This is a genomic window from Colwellia sp. SU-HH01217, from assembly GCF_057543495.1.
In genome coordinates this window covers 15,866-30,775 of the sequence record NZ_BAAJLX010000008.1, presented here as the reverse complement: position 1 = coordinate 30,775, position 14,910 = coordinate 15,866, and the positions used below count along the sequence as shown (strand labels likewise).

Below are 14,910 nucleotides of genomic sequence, written 5' to 3'. Positions count from 1 at the left end.
GTTTTAATTACTTAATATGTGATAAAACAGGGCATTTAATGCCCTGTTTTTTTTGCTAACTAATAATTATTGGTACTTGGTTGTAACCGCCTACCGGTGCAACTTCTCTTTGAAATGCTTGTTCATCTGAACAATGTATTGACTGAACATTTGCAAGTAATGCCTTTAACGCAATTCTTAATTCCCAAGTTGCGAGCAACCGTCCGGGGCATACATGTTTTCCAATACCATAAACAAGGTTATTAGAGGCATTATTGTCAGGATCAAACTTGTCTTGCTCGAACACCGTTTCGTCTCGGTTAGCAGAGGTCCAATTTAGTTTAACTGTTTCACCACTTGGGATGTTATGTCCAGCGATGTTTACTGGACAAGTGGTAATGCGCCGATTATTAACAAAGGGATCGTCAAGGCGTAAGATCTCATTAATGATTGCATCTATTTCATCGTTTCCAGCTGTTCGTAGTTTGACTGTTATGTCTGGATTATTTGCTAGAAAGGCTACAATTACCCCAACACACAATGCTATCGAGCCTAAATCTCCTCCTGTCCAATTACGTAAAATAGAAATTAATTCAGCTTCACAAATTAGTCGGCCATTGATTTTCTCTCGGCAAAGCTGACTCGTTACATCATCACTTCCTTGATAAGTTTGTTTTCGTCTAGGCTCAATAACGCTACGGATAATATTATCAAATTGTTCAGCCACATTTGCCATTAATGCTTTATCACCAGAACGAGTTGCGGCGTGATTTTCCTTCATCCAAACTAAGAGCTCTGGTTCTAATGTTTTGGGCCAGCCTAACCATGCGCACTGAGCACGAACAGCGAATACTGCGCCAATATCGGTTACTGCATCAAGCGTCTTATTTTTAGGTAATCCTTGCATTAATTCTTCGGCTGTTTCTTCAAAGGCAATAATATAGGGGAGTAAAGCATCATGTGTTAAATACCGATCAATAATTTCCCTAAATTGACTATGCTCCTCACCGTCTAATCCATTAGGTATTTGTAAGTAACGAGAAACATTACTAGAAAAGCTATAGTGATCAAGGGCAGCGATAACAACATCAGCGTGCTTAAGTAACACCCATTCATTGGCAATATTTTTAACGATGGCATGTTTGTGCCTTAATTGATCCGTGTATTCGCGTAAGTCTTGGTTTTTGGGGCAAATATCATCTGGTATTAAGTCTGTCATGTTTTATTCCTTTATCATTAAAAGAGTATTTATATAAACAAGTTAAATAAACTAAATACTATAAATGTATCAACTATAGTTAATTTGAAGATGATTAAAACATAATAGAAAAAAATCAACTGTGATCTGTCGCAAGTAACGATTAAATGTTTATCAAATTTATGATAATAATTTATTTACATTGGTGAATATATAACCTATTTTAAAATTGTATATAAGTACAAAAGTGAACAGTTTTATTGTAAATCTCTAAATATAGGTTAATGTATTTATTGGAATATATTTTTATGGACTTAATTACTAAGTTTAATTAACAGTCTGTCACCACCAACCACATTTTTAAAACAAGGATGATTTATGGGCTACTTTTTTAATAAAGCTGTTGTCGATAATACTTGCTCAGTTCAACAACAAAAAGAGAACAATTCCTACCATATATTTGAGAGTTTAAAGCAAACAGAAGCATTTATTGAGTTTACCCCTGAAGGCATTATTTTAGACGCCAATGATAACTTTTTAACTACCGTAGGATATACCCTCGAGGAAATTAAAGGTAAGCATCATAGAATTTTTTGTGATGAAAAATACAGTAAATCGAGTGAATATCATCAATTTTGGCAGCAGTTAGCATCTGGACAATCGGTTAGTGATCGTTTTTTCCGTATAAAAAAGGATGGCAGCCCACTTTGGCTTGAGGCTAGTTATAACGTAGTTAGAAACGATGACGGCGATATACATTCTGTGGTAAAAATTGCCACGGATATTACTGATTTCATTGAAAAATCTAACATTCAAAGTGGTATTTTAAAGGCGCTAGATCGTTCAACTGCAATTATTTCTTTTGAATTAGACGGCACTATTATTGAAGCTAATGATAACTTTTTAAGTACTACAGGCTATCGTTTAAGTGAAATTCAGGGAGGCCATCATAAAATGTTTTGCTCGCCTGAGTTGGTAGCAAGTCTTGAATATAAACAACTGTGGCTTAAGTTAAATCATGGTGACTTTGTACAAGGCTTGTTTGAACGAAGAGATGCTCATGGTAATGTATTATGGTTAGAAGCGAGTTATAACCCTATTGTTGATATTAATGGTGAGTTAATTCGTATAGTCAAATTTGCCACGGATGTTACAGAGCGTATCTCTGATATTAAAAATGCATCGGAAGCTGTTCACTCTACTGTCACTGAAACTGAGCAAGTATCCGAGCAAGGCAAAGAAGTGCTAGCACAAAGCGTTTCAATTATGGATGAAATTAGCCAAAATGTTGAAATAGTAGCAAAAGATATTTCAGCGATAAATGAGCAATCCGTTAAAATAAGTAATATGGTTAATACTATTTCTGCCATTGCCGATCAAACTAATTTATTAGCATTAAATGCTGCAATAGAAGCTGCCAGAGCAGGTGAACAAGGCAGGGGGTTTGCAGTTGTAGCTGATGAAGTAAGGCAATTAGCAGCTAGAACCAGTGCTTCTACCTCTGAAATTACGGAAGTCGTTAAAAATAATGCGGCTTTATCTAGCGCACTTTCTAAAAATATTGTTGAAACACAACAAAAGTCACAAACAGGTACAGAACATATTTCACATGTCGATGGGATCTTTTTAGAAATTAATCAAGGAATGAAAGGGGTTGGCAGTGCTGTAGATAGGCTTAAATAAAGGCATATAATTTTAATGACTGAACCCGACAAGTATTAAATTTTTACTGTGCTAATTGATATTAATCGTTAAACTAACCCTATTACACTTTTTTATTAAAGATTACCTATGCCAGAAGAAACTATATTTTCTAAGATTATTAGACAAGAAATTCCCACTCAGTTGTTATTTCAAGATGATTTAGTCACTGCTTTTCGTGATATTAGTCCACAAGCTAATAGCCATATTTTAATTATTCCTAATAAATTAATACCTACTATTAATGATGTTACCCAAAATGATGAACTTTCCCTTGGGCGCATGTTCACCGTAGCTAAAAAATTAGCGAAAGAAGAAGGGATTGATGAAAGTGGATATCGATTAATAATGAATTGCAATAAAGATGGTGGACAAGAAGTTTATCATATTCATATGCATTTAGTCGGAGGAGAACCTTTAGGCCCTATGTTAGCTAAGAACTAGCATAATAGGGCTAAATCGACGATTTCTTTTGTACATTGGTTTACTTGTTGCTAGAATTTGCCGCGAACCAAGGGGTGTGAATTTTTTTATCTAAGGATAGAAATAATAACTCACTGAGATGCTTAGCAAACCCTTTGAACCTGAACCGGATAATACCGGCGTAGGGATGGTGAAAAGCGTAAACTAGCCTCCGTGTGCCGGATCCCTAATTATTTTCAATTTTGAAATATAGAGATCTAGATGAATTTTGTAAAAAGCCCCTTATCATTTGCTATTGCCTCTGCCTTAATTTTGTATTCAGCACATAGTGTTGCCGAAGAAGTTAATGAACAAGAAAACGAAACTGATTATGAAGTGATCGTTGTTTCCAGTGACTTTCGTCAACAAAATTTGCAAAAAATCCCCAGTTCTTTATCTGTATTAAATGCTGATGATATCAAAGAGCGAAATGCGCAAAACTTAGAAGAAATTATTGCAGTCACCCCAAATGTTAATTTTGCAGGTGGTACACAAAGAGCGCGTTACTATCAAATACGCGGTATTGGTGAACGTAGTCAATTTCAGGAGCCGATCAACCCCTCTGTTGGTTTAGTGATTGACGATATCGACTTTACCGGGATTGGCAGTATCGCTTCCACTTTTGATGTTGCACAAACCGAAGTTTACCGTGGTCCACAAGGGACACGATTTGGCGCGAATGCCATGGCGGGATTAATAAATATTACCACGAATGCTCCTACTGATGAATTTGAAAGTTCATTGCGATTAACTGCAGGAAATTACGGCAGTATAGGCGGTGGTATTGTTTTATCTGGACCTGCCAATGATGCTATTAACTACCGTGTCGCTATTGAACAATACCAAAGTGATGGTTTTATCGAAAATAGTTATTTAGGAAAAGATGATACCAATAATCGTGATGAATTAACGATGCGCGGTAAGTTGGCAATTCAAGCTAGTGATAACTTAACCATTGATCTTGCCTTAACACATTTCAACTTTGACAGTGGTTACGACGCCTTTTCGTTAGATAACACACGTGAAACACTTTCAGATCAACCAGGTTTTGATCGTCAAGAAACGACAGCTTTTAGTAGTAAATTTACTTACGATGCGTTTAATCAATTCGAGTTAATCGGAATTATCAGCTACGCCGATTCTGATTTAGCTTACGGCTATGATGAAGATTGGAGCAATGAAACGCTTTGTCAGATAAATGATTGCCCTTACGGGGATTATTCATCTACTGATTACTATTACCGAGATCGTGAAACTGTAACAGGTGAAGCGCGTTTAGTTTCAAAAGCTAATCATAATATTTTCAACAATACTACCGCCTGGACAGTTGGCTTATACGCCAAACAAGATAATGAATCTTTATTACGACAGTATACTTATTTTACAAATGATTTTTCATCTGACTTTGACACTAATACTTACGCAGCCTATGCCCAATTTGACAGCCAGTTAACCACTAAACTGAGCTTAATTTCGGGTGTTAGGGTTGAACAACGTGAAGCCGATTATTTAAATTCTGAACAGTTAAGTTTCGACCCGACAGATACTATGGTTGGCGGAAAGCTTGTATTGTCTTATCAATTGAATAACGATAATTTATTTTACGCGTCTATCAACCGCGGTTATAAAACAGGAGGCGTTAATACTGATGGCAGTTTGCCTGATCATTTACGTGAATTTGAACCGGAATTTGTTATTAATTATGAAGTCGGCTATAAAGTTAACTTATTAAATAACAAAGCCTATTTACGCACGGCTGTTTTTTACATGAACCGCGAAGATGTTCAAGTTAAAACATCTTCAACCAATGTCCGCCCTGATGGTAGTGCTGAGTTTATTGACTATTTAGGCAATGCTGCCAAAGGTGTTAATAAAGGCGTTGAAATTGATGGTGCTTGGAATATTACAGATAATATTGAATTGTATGGCGCATTAGGCTTACTTAATACTGAGTTTACCGATTTTATCAATGCTGAAGGTGATAACTTATCAGGACGAGAACAAGCGCATGCGCCAAACTATCAATTTAATTTAGGCGTTAACTATTATGTTACAGAGCAATGGTTAGTTAATTTAAGTATTGACGGCAAAGATGAATTTTATTTCTCTGATAGCCATAATCAAAAATCTGACTCAGTTACTTTAGCTAATGCTTCAGTTAGTTATATGCAATCAAACTGGCAAATTAGAGTGTGGGCACGTAATTTATTAGATGAAGATTATACTAATCGCGGCTTTTATTTTGGTAATGATCCCCGTGATGGTTATACAGCTAAAGGTTATCAGCAATATGCAGAGCCTATGGTCATTGGTGCAACTCTAGATTATCAGTTCTAGTTTTCTAGTAAACATAAGTGCGAGCTTGTTTTAAAACGTACAGATGTCATTAATTGCATAGCCACAAGGAGGTGGCAACACAACCCAAATTATTCACTAGGGATTAGTTAACGTATTGAATAGGTGAAATATTCGCATGAAAATATCAATTGAAATAAGTTTATACCCTTTAGCGCACGAGAAGTTTAAAACTGAAATCTGGGCTTTTATTAAAAGATTACGATCTGTTAATGGGCTACAGGTGGTCACAAATGGCATGAGCACTCAAGTATTTGGCGATTATGATCTAGCCACCAATCATGTAATGGCTGAAATTAAACAAGTTCATCAAAGTTTAAACGCTGCGGTTTTTGTGTGTAAATTTATTGGTGGCGACCGCAGTGAAGTGCAAAATGAAGAAGATTGTATAAAAGAAGAAAGTTAATGACAGAAACCTTTACCTATTTTAGCCAGTTACCACTGGTAGAACTGATTGCTGTTTTTATGGCTTTAATGTATGTCATTTTAGCGGCAAAAGGTAATATTTGGTGCTGGCCAGCTGCTTTTATTAGTACCATATTATATACCGCGATCTTTTATGATGTGTATTTATTGATGGACAGCCTTCTGCAAGTTTATTATATGGTTATGGCTGTTTACGGCTGGTATTGTTGGCAACAAGCTACCAATAGCAATAAGGCTAATAAAGTCTTACAGATAGATAATGATACCAATGCGTCTTCTCAGAAAAACCTTAATGATAAAAATAAAACACCAAACAATACGATAATTATCGAAACTTGGGCACTACAAACCCATGTTTATATTATTGTTTTATTGTCAGTTACATCCTTACTGCTCGGTTGGTTAATGGCAAATTATACGCAGGCTGACTTCCCTTATTTTGATGCGGCAACAACCGTATTTGCAGTATTTGCGACATTTATGGTCACTAAAAAAATACTTGAAAACTGGCTATATTGGGTAGTGATTGATTTCGTATCAATATATATTTATATTGAAAAAGGGTTAACTCCCACTGCGGTATTGTTTGGTTTGTACGTGGTATTAGCTACTTACGGTTATTTTCAGTGGCGTAAAAACTATCAGCAGCAGCAACTTCCCCTTTGTCAGCAAGGGCAAGATACCGCTTAGCCATATGCCAACAATTATTGATGAACTTAATTGCTTACCTTGCTTAAATAAAATTATTTCTTTAGAAAAAATAGAGCAAGGTTATAGCCACGAATGCTATAAAGTCCTAGATGAGAAAGGCACTTTTTTTGCCAAACGTTTAACAACTTATCAGCATAATGAAACGATTACAGACGGCTTTGATGTTTCGAGTATTTTAAAAAACACCCCCCAATTAATTTATAACAGCCATCAATGGCAAATTTATGAGTATTTAGAGGGGCAGTCGTTGTTAACTGCGAACATCTCCATTGAAGAAAAGGTGAAATACAGTATTGAATTGATGGTTCAATGTCATCAACAATTACATCCTGATTTGGTGCCTGCAAGCCTTACAACCTTAAAACCACAAAATATTATAAGCCCTTTGCTTAGTCATTTACCCTCTGAACAACAATGCCTTATCCAAAAAATTATTGAACAACTCAGTCAAGAGTTACACATTGGCTCTTCAACGGTTTGTCATGGTGATATTAATTTTTCCAATATTATATTAACTGACAAACCGTGGATAATTGATTTTGAATGTTCATGTTTAGCGGATGCTGAGTTCGATATTGCGATGATGATTGCTGTTAACGAGTTAACTTTAGCAGCAAATAGTAGCGGTAAAATAATTGATAACTGCCTTAAAATTTACCAAGAAAAGCATACAGAAAGTGTATGGTTATCATTAGATTTAGTTACGCGTTACTTGTTGTTATGTTTTATTATCAATGGGTTATGGTATTTAAAAGAGGGGGTTCGTAAACAAGACAGTCAGCTTGTCGAGAAAGCTTATCAACAGTTTATTGGCTTTGATAAACTGCATTTTGTTAGCTATAGCCTAACAAGTAAAATGAGATAGACCGCTGAAATCTCACGTTTAAAGGTGATGCGCTATCCATTATGTTAGCTCATACTTATCATTGAAGTTTAATAAAGGTAATGGCTGTATTTGTGAATTGGAATAGCTTAATTGAAAACAGAAATCGTTTGTTCTGGCTGGTGCATACTGCCGGCTGGTTGGGATTTGCTTTTGTTCACTATCTTGGTTCTTTATTACATGAGCTAAGAGATATTTTCGTTGTTATTATATTTTTGAATGCTTATGCCGGTTGGTTGCTTACGGTGCCTTTGCGCTATATTTACCGAAAAATATGGAATTATCCCCCCTTAAAAATGGCGATTATTGTTGTTATTACCTCCTATATTACAGGGGTATTATGGCAAATTGTTAAGAATATTAATTATTGGGAAATTTATAAACACGGCTATAAGCCTGAGTTTTTGTTGTATTACACTAAATCGAGTGTTTGGTCTTTTTATATCATTTTAAGCTGGAGCGTACTGTACTTTGGCTTTAAGTATTATCAAATGCTACAAAAAGAAAAACAAAACGTGCTAACTGCCAACGCTGTAGCTCATCAAGCACAATTAAAAATGTTGAGATATCAGCTTAATCCACATTTCTTGTTTAATACCCTCAATGCAATTTCAACGCTCATCTTAATGAAAGATAATACAGTTGCTAATGGCATGGTGACTAAATTAAGTGAATTTCTTCGGTATTCTCTAGATAAAGATCCTATGAAGAAAGTCACCCTTGAGAATGAAATTCATGCTTTAGGGCTTTATTTAGGTATCGAAAAAGTCCGTTTTGAAGAGCGATTACAAGTTAAAATTGAAGTGCCTGAAAATTGTAAACAGGCATTAGTACCGAGTATGTTTTTACAGCCCATTGCTGAAAATGCCATTAAATATGCGATTGCTGTACAAGAATCAGGTGGAACCATTACTATAAGGGCAGATCATTTTGGTCAAGATTTATTAATTGAAATGAGTGACAATGGCCCCGGTGCTGAAATAAAAGAGGGTAACTTACACCGTAAAAATGGTGTTGGCTTAGTTAACTCAAGAGAGCGATTAGAAGCTTTATACCAAGAAAATTTTTCATTAGTTGTTTCCCATAATAGTCCATCTGGTGTTAAAGTAAGTATAAGAATGCCTTACGAATTATAGGTGTTGTTATTACTTTCTAGAGGGAATCAACCATGGTCAATTCACTATCAACAATCATTGTTGATGATGAACCCTTAGCGCGCAAAGGCTTAGCAATACGATTACAAGCCCATCCTGATATTAATATTGTTCAATTATGTTCGAACGGTAAAGAAGCGTTAACTGCAATTAAAAACCAGAACATTGAACTTATGTTTTTGGATATTCAAATGCCAGGCTTAAATGGCTTTCAAGTGATCCAAGAAATTATTGATCAACAACTTAAAATGCCAATGATTATATTTGTGACGGCTTTTGATCAATATGCCATTAAAGCTTTTGAAGTTCATGCTATCGATTATTTATTAAAGCCTGCTGACGAAGCGCGTTTAGCACAAGCGGTAAATAAAATTCGACAAGTGTGCCAAAACCAAGCAGACAGCGTTCATAAGTCTAAATTAGTAAGGCTTATGAGCGATGTTACAGGCAACGACAGCGCTCAAATATTAAGTGAGCTGGCTAACAACGAAAACCTGAGTTTGTCCGCTTATTCCGATATTTTAGCAATTAAAGATGCGGGCGCTGTAACACGTGTTCCAGTTAAAACAATTGTCTGGATTGATGCTGCTGGCGATTACATGTGCGTTCATACTAAAGATCAAACCCATATTTTACGTAAAACAATGAAAGAGCTAGAGCAGGACTTAGATCCAAAATTATTTATTCGAAGTCATCGCTCGACCATAGTCAATAAAAACTACATTGAAAAATTTTGTAGTCAATTAAATGGTGAATACTATTTAGTATTAACCAATGGGAAAGAATTAAAAGTCAGCAGAAGCTATAAAGACAAGGTTAAAAGTGTTATCAACCAGTAAATTTAAGTAGGGCGTGTTAATCTTTCAAGTTAATCTTTCAAGTTAATCTTTGCTGACGCTATTTTTTCTCCAACAAGCCATAAAGAATGGCTAATAGTTGTTCGCGGCAATTGCTCTGCCTTCTGTATCCATGCAGTCTCACTTGAAAGATCAACACGCTCTAATCAATTACCATCAAAAAAGGCAGCCTGAGCTGCCTTTTTAATATCAATAGTAGATAACTGATTATCAACTAAATCCTAACAATAACTATTAAGCTTAGCTTAAGTGAGCTTTAGTAACTTTAAGTGCTTTTAACGTATTAGAAGCGCCTACCGTTTCCATTAAATCACCATGGGTAAGAATAACTTTATCACCCACTTTCAAATTACCTTTTTTACTAACCTCAGATAAAATATCATTCGCTAAACTTTGATCACTTGTTTCTGTTGAATCAAATAATACTGGGTAAACACCACGGTATATTGCTGTTTTACCAAGAGTTTTTTGATGGCGAGATAAAGAGTAAATAGGTAAACCTGAAGAAATACGCGACATTATCTTACTTGTTTGGCCTGACTCTGTTAATGAAATTATCGCCTTAACACCATCTAAATGGTTAGCAGCATACATGGCAGAAAGAGCAATGGTTTCTGATACTTCGTTAAACACTTTTTCAAGTCTGTGGTTAGAGGTATTAACGATACGTTGTTTCTCAGCACCGATACACACATTAGCCATCGCCTTAACAGTTTCAACAGGGTATTTACCTGCGGCAGTTTCAGCTGAAAGCATTACGGCATCTGTACCATCTAATACGGCGTTTGCCACATCCATAACCTCAGCACGTGTTGGCATAGGTTGCTCAATCATGGTTTCCATCATTTGTGTTGCTGTGATCACGACACGGTTTAATTGACGAGAGCGTAAAATAATGTGCTTTTGTTTACCCACTAATTCTGCATCACCAATTTCAACACCTAAATCGCCACGTGCTACCATAACTACATCAGATGCTAGAATAATTCCGTCTAGTACTTTATCGTCGTTAACTGCTTCTGCACGTTCAATTTTTGATACCAATTGAGCATTACAACCAGCTTCTTGTGCTAATAAGCGTGCTTCGCGCATGTCACTGGCATCGCGCGGAAAAGATACCGCTAGAAAATCAACATCAATTTTAGCAGCAAGAATAATATCTTCTTTATCTTTTGCAGTTAGTGCAGGGGCTGTTAAACCACCACCTTGACGATTTATCCCTTTATTGTTAGATAAAGGGCCACCTACAGTAACTTCAGTAAATACAGATGTTGCAGACTTACTTAATACTTTTAATTGTACGCGGCCATCGTCAAGCAATAAAATATCGTCTTTCTCAACGTCTTGAACGAGTTTTTTATAGTCGATACCAACTTTTTCTTGGCAACCTTCGCCTTTTTCTAACGTCGCATCTAATTCAAATTTATCGCCAATGGCTAGTTTAATTGGTCCATTTTTAAAGGTAGATACACGAATTTTTGGTCCTTGTAAATCACCTAAAACACCAACATATATCCCTAACTCTTTTGCTATTTCTCTCACATTATTTGCGCGATCAATATGATCTTGTGGAATACCATGAGAAAAATTAAGTCTAACTACATTTACACCGGCGGCTAATACTGCTTTAAGCGTTTCTCTGTCATCAGTTGCTGGGCCTAAAGTTGCAACAATTTTGGTTCTTCTAGACATCTAAATTCTAACCTTTAATTTATTATGGAAATGGTTCAACTATTTAATTGTTACTTTGCTCAAACATTTGACAGAACATAAACGAATAAATAGCTAATGTTTTATATACTATTTATTAATCTTTACGTTCAAAGCGTGAGCTTCTTAAGCTATCTTTTACTTTCTTTAAGTTATCTCTAAATTTTGTTCCTCGGCGTAAGGTAAAACCTGTAGCGAGTACATCAATCAGTGCCAATTGTGCTATTCGCGAAGACATCGGCATGTATAAGTCAGTGTCTTCTGCAACATCTACTGATAAAACAATATTACATTCTTTAGCTAAAGGAGAGCTTGATGTTGTAATGCCAATAACCGTTGCATCGTTTTCTTTTGCTAAACTAGCGACTTCAACTAATGATTTAGTGCGTCCTGTGTGAGAAATAACAATGACAACATCACCTTGACGGCTATTTATAGCACTCATACGTTGCATTAATATGTCATCAAAATAAACAACAGGAACATTGAAGCGGAAAAACTTATTTTGGGCATCGTGGGCAACTACGGCGGAGGCGCCTAAACCAAAAAATGAAATTTTATTGGCTTGAGTTAGTAAATCTACTGAACGGTTAATCACACTGGTGTCTAAATTTTTACGAGACCGCTCAAGACTGGCCATCGTTGATTCAAATATTTTATCAGTATATTCATCAGCAGTATCATTTTCATCAACATGTCGATTTACATAGGGTGTACCATTAGCCAAACTTTGTGCTAAATGAAGCTTAAAATCAGGATATCCTTTGGTATCTAATCTTCTACAGAATCGATTCACCGTCGGTTCGCTTATGTTAGCTTGTTTGGCTAATGCCGCTATACTTGAATGAATGACGGTGGCGGGCTGAGAAAGAATAACCTCGGCAACTTTACGTTCAGACTTACTAAAAGTCTCCAGTTCATTAGCTATTTTTTCTAAAACATTCATGATGATTGGCCTTAAAGCTATGTTGATATCATGCTGTGGATGACTAACTGTAATTTATTTTCTCGTCAAAGCACAGCTGCAATGAAATTTTATTTCATAATTCTTGTAATATATGCCAAAACAGATCAGATTTGCAAATCTTTTCATCACTGAACAAATTTAGTTATAAAATAAATTGTCCTTTAGCCTAGATTAAATATAAAAACACAACTAATGTTGTAAAATTACAAAAAGTTCTTTACTGCGACGCTTCCAAAGGATAAATTAGGGGGAAATGTAGTTTAGTTACAATAATAACTGGATAAAAGATAGCGTCTTTTATCAATAAAATACTCGAGATAATATATATGAAACAAATAGATTGTCAGTCAGCCAGCGAAATAGTGTTATTTGGTGCGCTTGGAGATCTCTCTCGTCGCAAATTATTACCTGCTTTATATCAATTGGAAGCTTGCGAACTTATTCATAAAGATAGCCGTATAGTTACTGTTGCTCGTCAATCTATGGATTTAGCAGAATTAAAAGCATTAGTATTAGAAAACTTAACAAACTTTGTTAAAGAAACTTTAGATGAAACTACACTTGAGCGTTTTATGGCGCGATTGGTTTATCAGCAGTTAGATTTTAAAGACACCCAGTCATATAAAAAGCTTGATGAAACATTAAAAAGTGGCAATAAAACCCGCGTGTATTATTTTTCAACATCACCAGTAATTTATGGTGATATTTGCGATGGTTTACATCATTCAGGTTTAATTACACCAGTTGATCGCGTAGTGATGGAGAAACCAATCGGCCATTCACTAGAGTCTTCTAAAGCCATTAATAATCAAGTTTCACGTTATTTCAAAGAGAATCAAATTTACCGAATCGATCATTACCTTGGTAAAGAAACCGTATTAAATTTATTAGTATTACGTTTCGCTAACTCATTGTTTACCACTAATTGGGATCGCGACAGTATTGATCATGTTCAAATTACCGTTGCTGAAAGTGTTGGTATAGAAGGGCGTTGGGGCTTCTACGATGAAGCTGGCCAAATGAGAGACATGGTTCAGAATCATTTATTACAAATTTTATCGCTACTTGCGATGGAACCACCAGCTGATTTAAGTGCCGATAGTATTCGCGCTGAAAAACTTAAAGCAATTAAAGCGCTAAGCCCAATTAACAAGCAAAACGTAAAAGATAAAACTGTGCGTGGTCAATATGCAGATGGTTACCTTGAAGGGCTTGCCGTACCGGGTTATTTAAATGAAGAAGGTGCTAACGAGAACAGTAACACGGAAACTTTTGTTGCGATAAAAGCTGAAATAGATAACTGGCGTTGGGCTGGAGTACCATTTTACTTAAGAACGGGTAAAAGAATGCCTAAAAAGCATAGTGAAATTGTAGTTCACTTTAAACAGCAACCCCACAATATATTTAAAGACAGTTACAGCGATTTACCTGCTAACAAGTTAACAATTCGTTTACAGCCTGATGAAGGCGTTGAACTGCAAATGATGAATAAAATTCCTGGTATTGCTTCACAAATGCACATCCAAGAAAACAAATTAGATTTAAGTTTTTCAGAAACATATGACAACGAACGTGTTGTTGATGCTTATGAACGATTAATGCTTGAAATTCTTAATGGCAACCAATCTTTATTTGTTAGCCGTGATGAAGTTGAAGCGGCTTGGACGTGGGCTGACGGAATTATCGATGCTTGGCAGTCAACTAACGAACAACCTAAGCCATATGCAGCTGGTTCTTGGGGACCTGTTTCATCAATTTCTTTAATTGCGCGTGATGATCGCCAGTGGGTTGAATAACTATGTATACCATGAATGAGTTCTCAACAAGAGAAGCACTTGATGCTCAATTAAGCGATCAAGTTGCTGATATATTAACTCAAGCAATTAAACTTAACGGTAAAGCAAGTATTGCTGTTTCTGGTGGTTCAACACCTAAAGGTTTTTTTACAGCGCTTTCTAAAAAAGAATTACCGTGGAATAAAGTTACCGTCACACTAGCAGACGAACGTTGGGTAAATCTTGATAGTAACGACAGCAATACCCGTTTAGTGCATGAAAACTTATTACAAAATAACGCTAAAAAAGCTATTTTCTTTCATTTAAAGCAAGGCGAAGCCTTGTCTGATGAAACATTAAGCGACTTAAATTTAGCTGCGAAAAACAGTTTATTGCCATTAGATGTTCTTATTTTAGGTATGGGAGAAGACGGTCATACTGCTTCTTTATTTCCTTGTAGCGATGAAATTGAAGATGCGTTATCTGTCGGTAATCCGAATGCTTTGATGAAAGTCGTGCCTAAAACAGCGCCTCATCAACGGATCACATTCAGTTTCGCGAGTTTAATTACTAGCAAAAACACCTTTTTACACATCAGTAGTTCAGCAAAAAAAGCCGTATTAGAAAATGCATTAAATGGCGATGACCATTTCGAAATGCCGATACGCGCATTTTTGCAACACGACACAGTTAACACCCAAGTTTATTGGGCGGAGTAAAATCATGACAACT

General features: G+C 36.0%; 13 protein-coding genes and 1 riboswitch. Of the genes, 10 read left to right on the top strand and 3 right to left on the bottom strand.

The window, feature by feature from the left end:
• Positions 1 to 55: 55 nt before the first annotated feature.
• Positions 56 to 1,198, bottom strand: a complete 1,143-nt coding sequence (locus tag AC27G3_RS11180) for a cytochrome P450 (protein WP_487121596.1) — start codon at positions 1,196 to 1,198, stop codon at positions 56 to 58.
• 357 nt (positions 1,199 to 1,555) lie between these two features.
• Between AC27G3_RS11180 and AC27G3_RS11175 the strand changes: the two genes are divergently transcribed.
• The 8 genes from AC27G3_RS11175 (at position 1,556) to AC27G3_RS11140 (ending at position 9,708) form a co-directional block, all read left to right on the top strand.
• The gene (locus tag AC27G3_RS11175) at positions 1,556 to 2,860 is read left to right on the top strand and encodes a methyl-accepting chemotaxis protein (protein WP_487121594.1); all 1,305 of its coding nucleotides are present in this window, start codon (positions 1,556 to 1,558) and stop codon (positions 2,858 to 2,860) included.
• Positions 2,861 to 2,968: 108 nt separating this feature from the next.
• A complete protein-coding gene (locus tag AC27G3_RS11170) occupies positions 2,969 to 3,322 on the top strand; it encodes an HIT domain-containing protein (RefSeq protein ID WP_487121592.1) in 354 nt (117 codons plus the stop codon).
• 60 nt (positions 3,323 to 3,382) lie between these two features.
• A riboswitch (TPP riboswitch) is annotated at positions 3,383 to 3,506 on the top strand.
• A gap of 56 nt (positions 3,507 to 3,562) precedes the next feature.
• The gene (locus tag AC27G3_RS11165) at positions 3,563 to 5,677 is read left to right on the top strand and encodes a TonB-dependent receptor (RefSeq protein ID WP_487121590.1); all 2,115 of its coding nucleotides are present in this window, start codon (positions 3,563 to 3,565) and stop codon (positions 5,675 to 5,677) included.
• A 136-nt stretch (positions 5,678 to 5,813) separates the two neighbouring features.
• Complete coding sequence (locus AC27G3_RS11160) at positions 5,814 to 6,101, top strand: hypothetical protein (protein WP_487121588.1); 288 nt, start codon at positions 5,814 to 5,816, stop codon at positions 6,099 to 6,101.
• Positions 6,101 to 6,811, top strand: a complete 711-nt coding sequence (gene pnuC / locus AC27G3_RS11155) for a nicotinamide riboside transporter PnuC (protein WP_487121586.1) — start codon at positions 6,101 to 6,103, stop codon at positions 6,809 to 6,811. The genes AC27G3_RS11160 and pnuC overlap by 1 nt, the downstream gene beginning before the upstream one ends.
• 4 nt (positions 6,812 to 6,815) lie before the next feature.
• On the top strand, positions 6,816 to 7,697 hold the full coding sequence (locus AC27G3_RS11150; RefSeq protein ID WP_487121585.1) for a phosphotransferase: 882 nt from the start codon (positions 6,816 to 6,818) through the stop codon (positions 7,695 to 7,697).
• A gap of 92 nt (positions 7,698 to 7,789) precedes the next feature.
• Positions 7,790 to 8,851: a sensor histidine kinase gene (locus AC27G3_RS11145; protein ID WP_487121583.1), complete on the top strand. Its 1,062-nt coding sequence runs from the start codon at positions 7,790 to 7,792 to the stop codon at positions 8,849 to 8,851.
• Positions 8,852 to 8,883: 32 nt separating this feature from the next.
• Positions 8,884 to 9,708: a LytR/AlgR family response regulator transcription factor gene (locus AC27G3_RS11140; protein ID WP_487121581.1), complete on the top strand. Its 825-nt coding sequence runs from the start codon at positions 8,884 to 8,886 to the stop codon at positions 9,706 to 9,708.
• A gap of 258 nt (positions 9,709 to 9,966) precedes the next feature.
• On the opposite strand, the gene pyk is transcribed toward AC27G3_RS11140, so the two are convergent.
• Together pyk and AC27G3_RS11130 are read right to left on the bottom strand one after the other, a co-directional pair.
• Positions 9,967 to 11,418 carry a pyruvate kinase gene (pyk, locus tag AC27G3_RS11135; RefSeq protein ID WP_487121579.1) on the bottom strand — a complete coding sequence of 484 codons (1,452 nt, stop codon included), beginning with the start codon at positions 11,416 to 11,418 and terminating at the stop codon, positions 9,967 to 9,969.
• A 115-nt stretch (positions 11,419 to 11,533) separates the two neighbouring features.
• On the bottom strand, positions 11,534 to 12,382 hold the full coding sequence (locus AC27G3_RS11130) for a MurR/RpiR family transcriptional regulator (protein ID WP_487121577.1): 849 nt from the start codon (positions 12,380 to 12,382) through the stop codon (positions 11,534 to 11,536).
• Positions 12,383 to 12,729: 347 nt separating this feature from the next.
• On the opposite strand from AC27G3_RS11130, the gene zwf reads away from it, so the two are divergent.
• Both zwf and pgl read left to right on the top strand, forming a co-directional pair.
• Complete coding sequence (zwf, locus tag AC27G3_RS11125; protein WP_487121575.1) at positions 12,730 to 14,199, top strand: glucose-6-phosphate dehydrogenase; 1,470 nt, start codon at positions 12,730 to 12,732, stop codon at positions 14,197 to 14,199.
• A gap of 2 nt (positions 14,200 to 14,201) precedes the next feature.
• Positions 14,202 to 14,897, top strand: coding sequence for a 6-phosphogluconolactonase (gene pgl / locus AC27G3_RS11120; RefSeq protein ID WP_487121573.1), 696 nt, complete (start codon positions 14,202 to 14,204; stop codon positions 14,895 to 14,897).
• Positions 14,898 to 14,910 lie beyond the last annotated feature (13 nt).

Coding starts and splice junctions, on each gene's coding strand:
- AC27G3_RS11180 (WP_487121596.1), bottom strand. CDS start 1,198: ATGACAGACTTAATACCAGATGATATTTGCCCCAAAAACCAAGACTTA.
- AC27G3_RS11175 (WP_487121594.1), top strand. CDS start 1,556: ATGGGCTACTTTTTTAATAAAGCTGTTGTCGATAATACTTGCTCAGTT.
- AC27G3_RS11170 (WP_487121592.1), top strand. CDS start 2,969: ATGCCAGAAGAAACTATATTTTCTAAGATTATTAGACAAGAAATTCCC.
- AC27G3_RS11165 (WP_487121590.1), top strand. CDS start 3,563: ATGAATTTTGTAAAAAGCCCCTTATCATTTGCTATTGCCTCTGCCTTA.
- AC27G3_RS11160 (WP_487121588.1), top strand. CDS start 5,814: ATGAAAATATCAATTGAAATAAGTTTATACCCTTTAGCGCACGAGAAG.
- pnuC (WP_487121586.1), top strand. CDS start 6,101: ATGACAGAAACCTTTACCTATTTTAGCCAGTTACCACTGGTAGAACTG.
- AC27G3_RS11150 (WP_487121585.1), top strand. CDS start 6,816: ATGCCAACAATTATTGATGAACTTAATTGCTTACCTTGCTTAAATAAA.
- AC27G3_RS11140 (WP_487121581.1), top strand. CDS start 8,884: ATGGTCAATTCACTATCAACAATCATTGTTGATGATGAACCCTTAGCG.
- pyk (WP_487121579.1), bottom strand. CDS start 11,418: ATGTCTAGAAGAACCAAAATTGTTGCAACTTTAGGCCCAGCAACTGAT.
- AC27G3_RS11130 (WP_487121577.1), bottom strand. CDS start 12,382: ATGAATGTTTTAGAAAAAATAGCTAATGAACTGGAGACTTTTAGTAAG.
- zwf (WP_487121575.1), top strand. CDS start 12,730: ATGAAACAAATAGATTGTCAGTCAGCCAGCGAAATAGTGTTATTTGGT.
- pgl (WP_487121573.1), top strand. CDS start 14,202: ATGTATACCATGAATGAGTTCTCAACAAGAGAAGCACTTGATGCTCAA.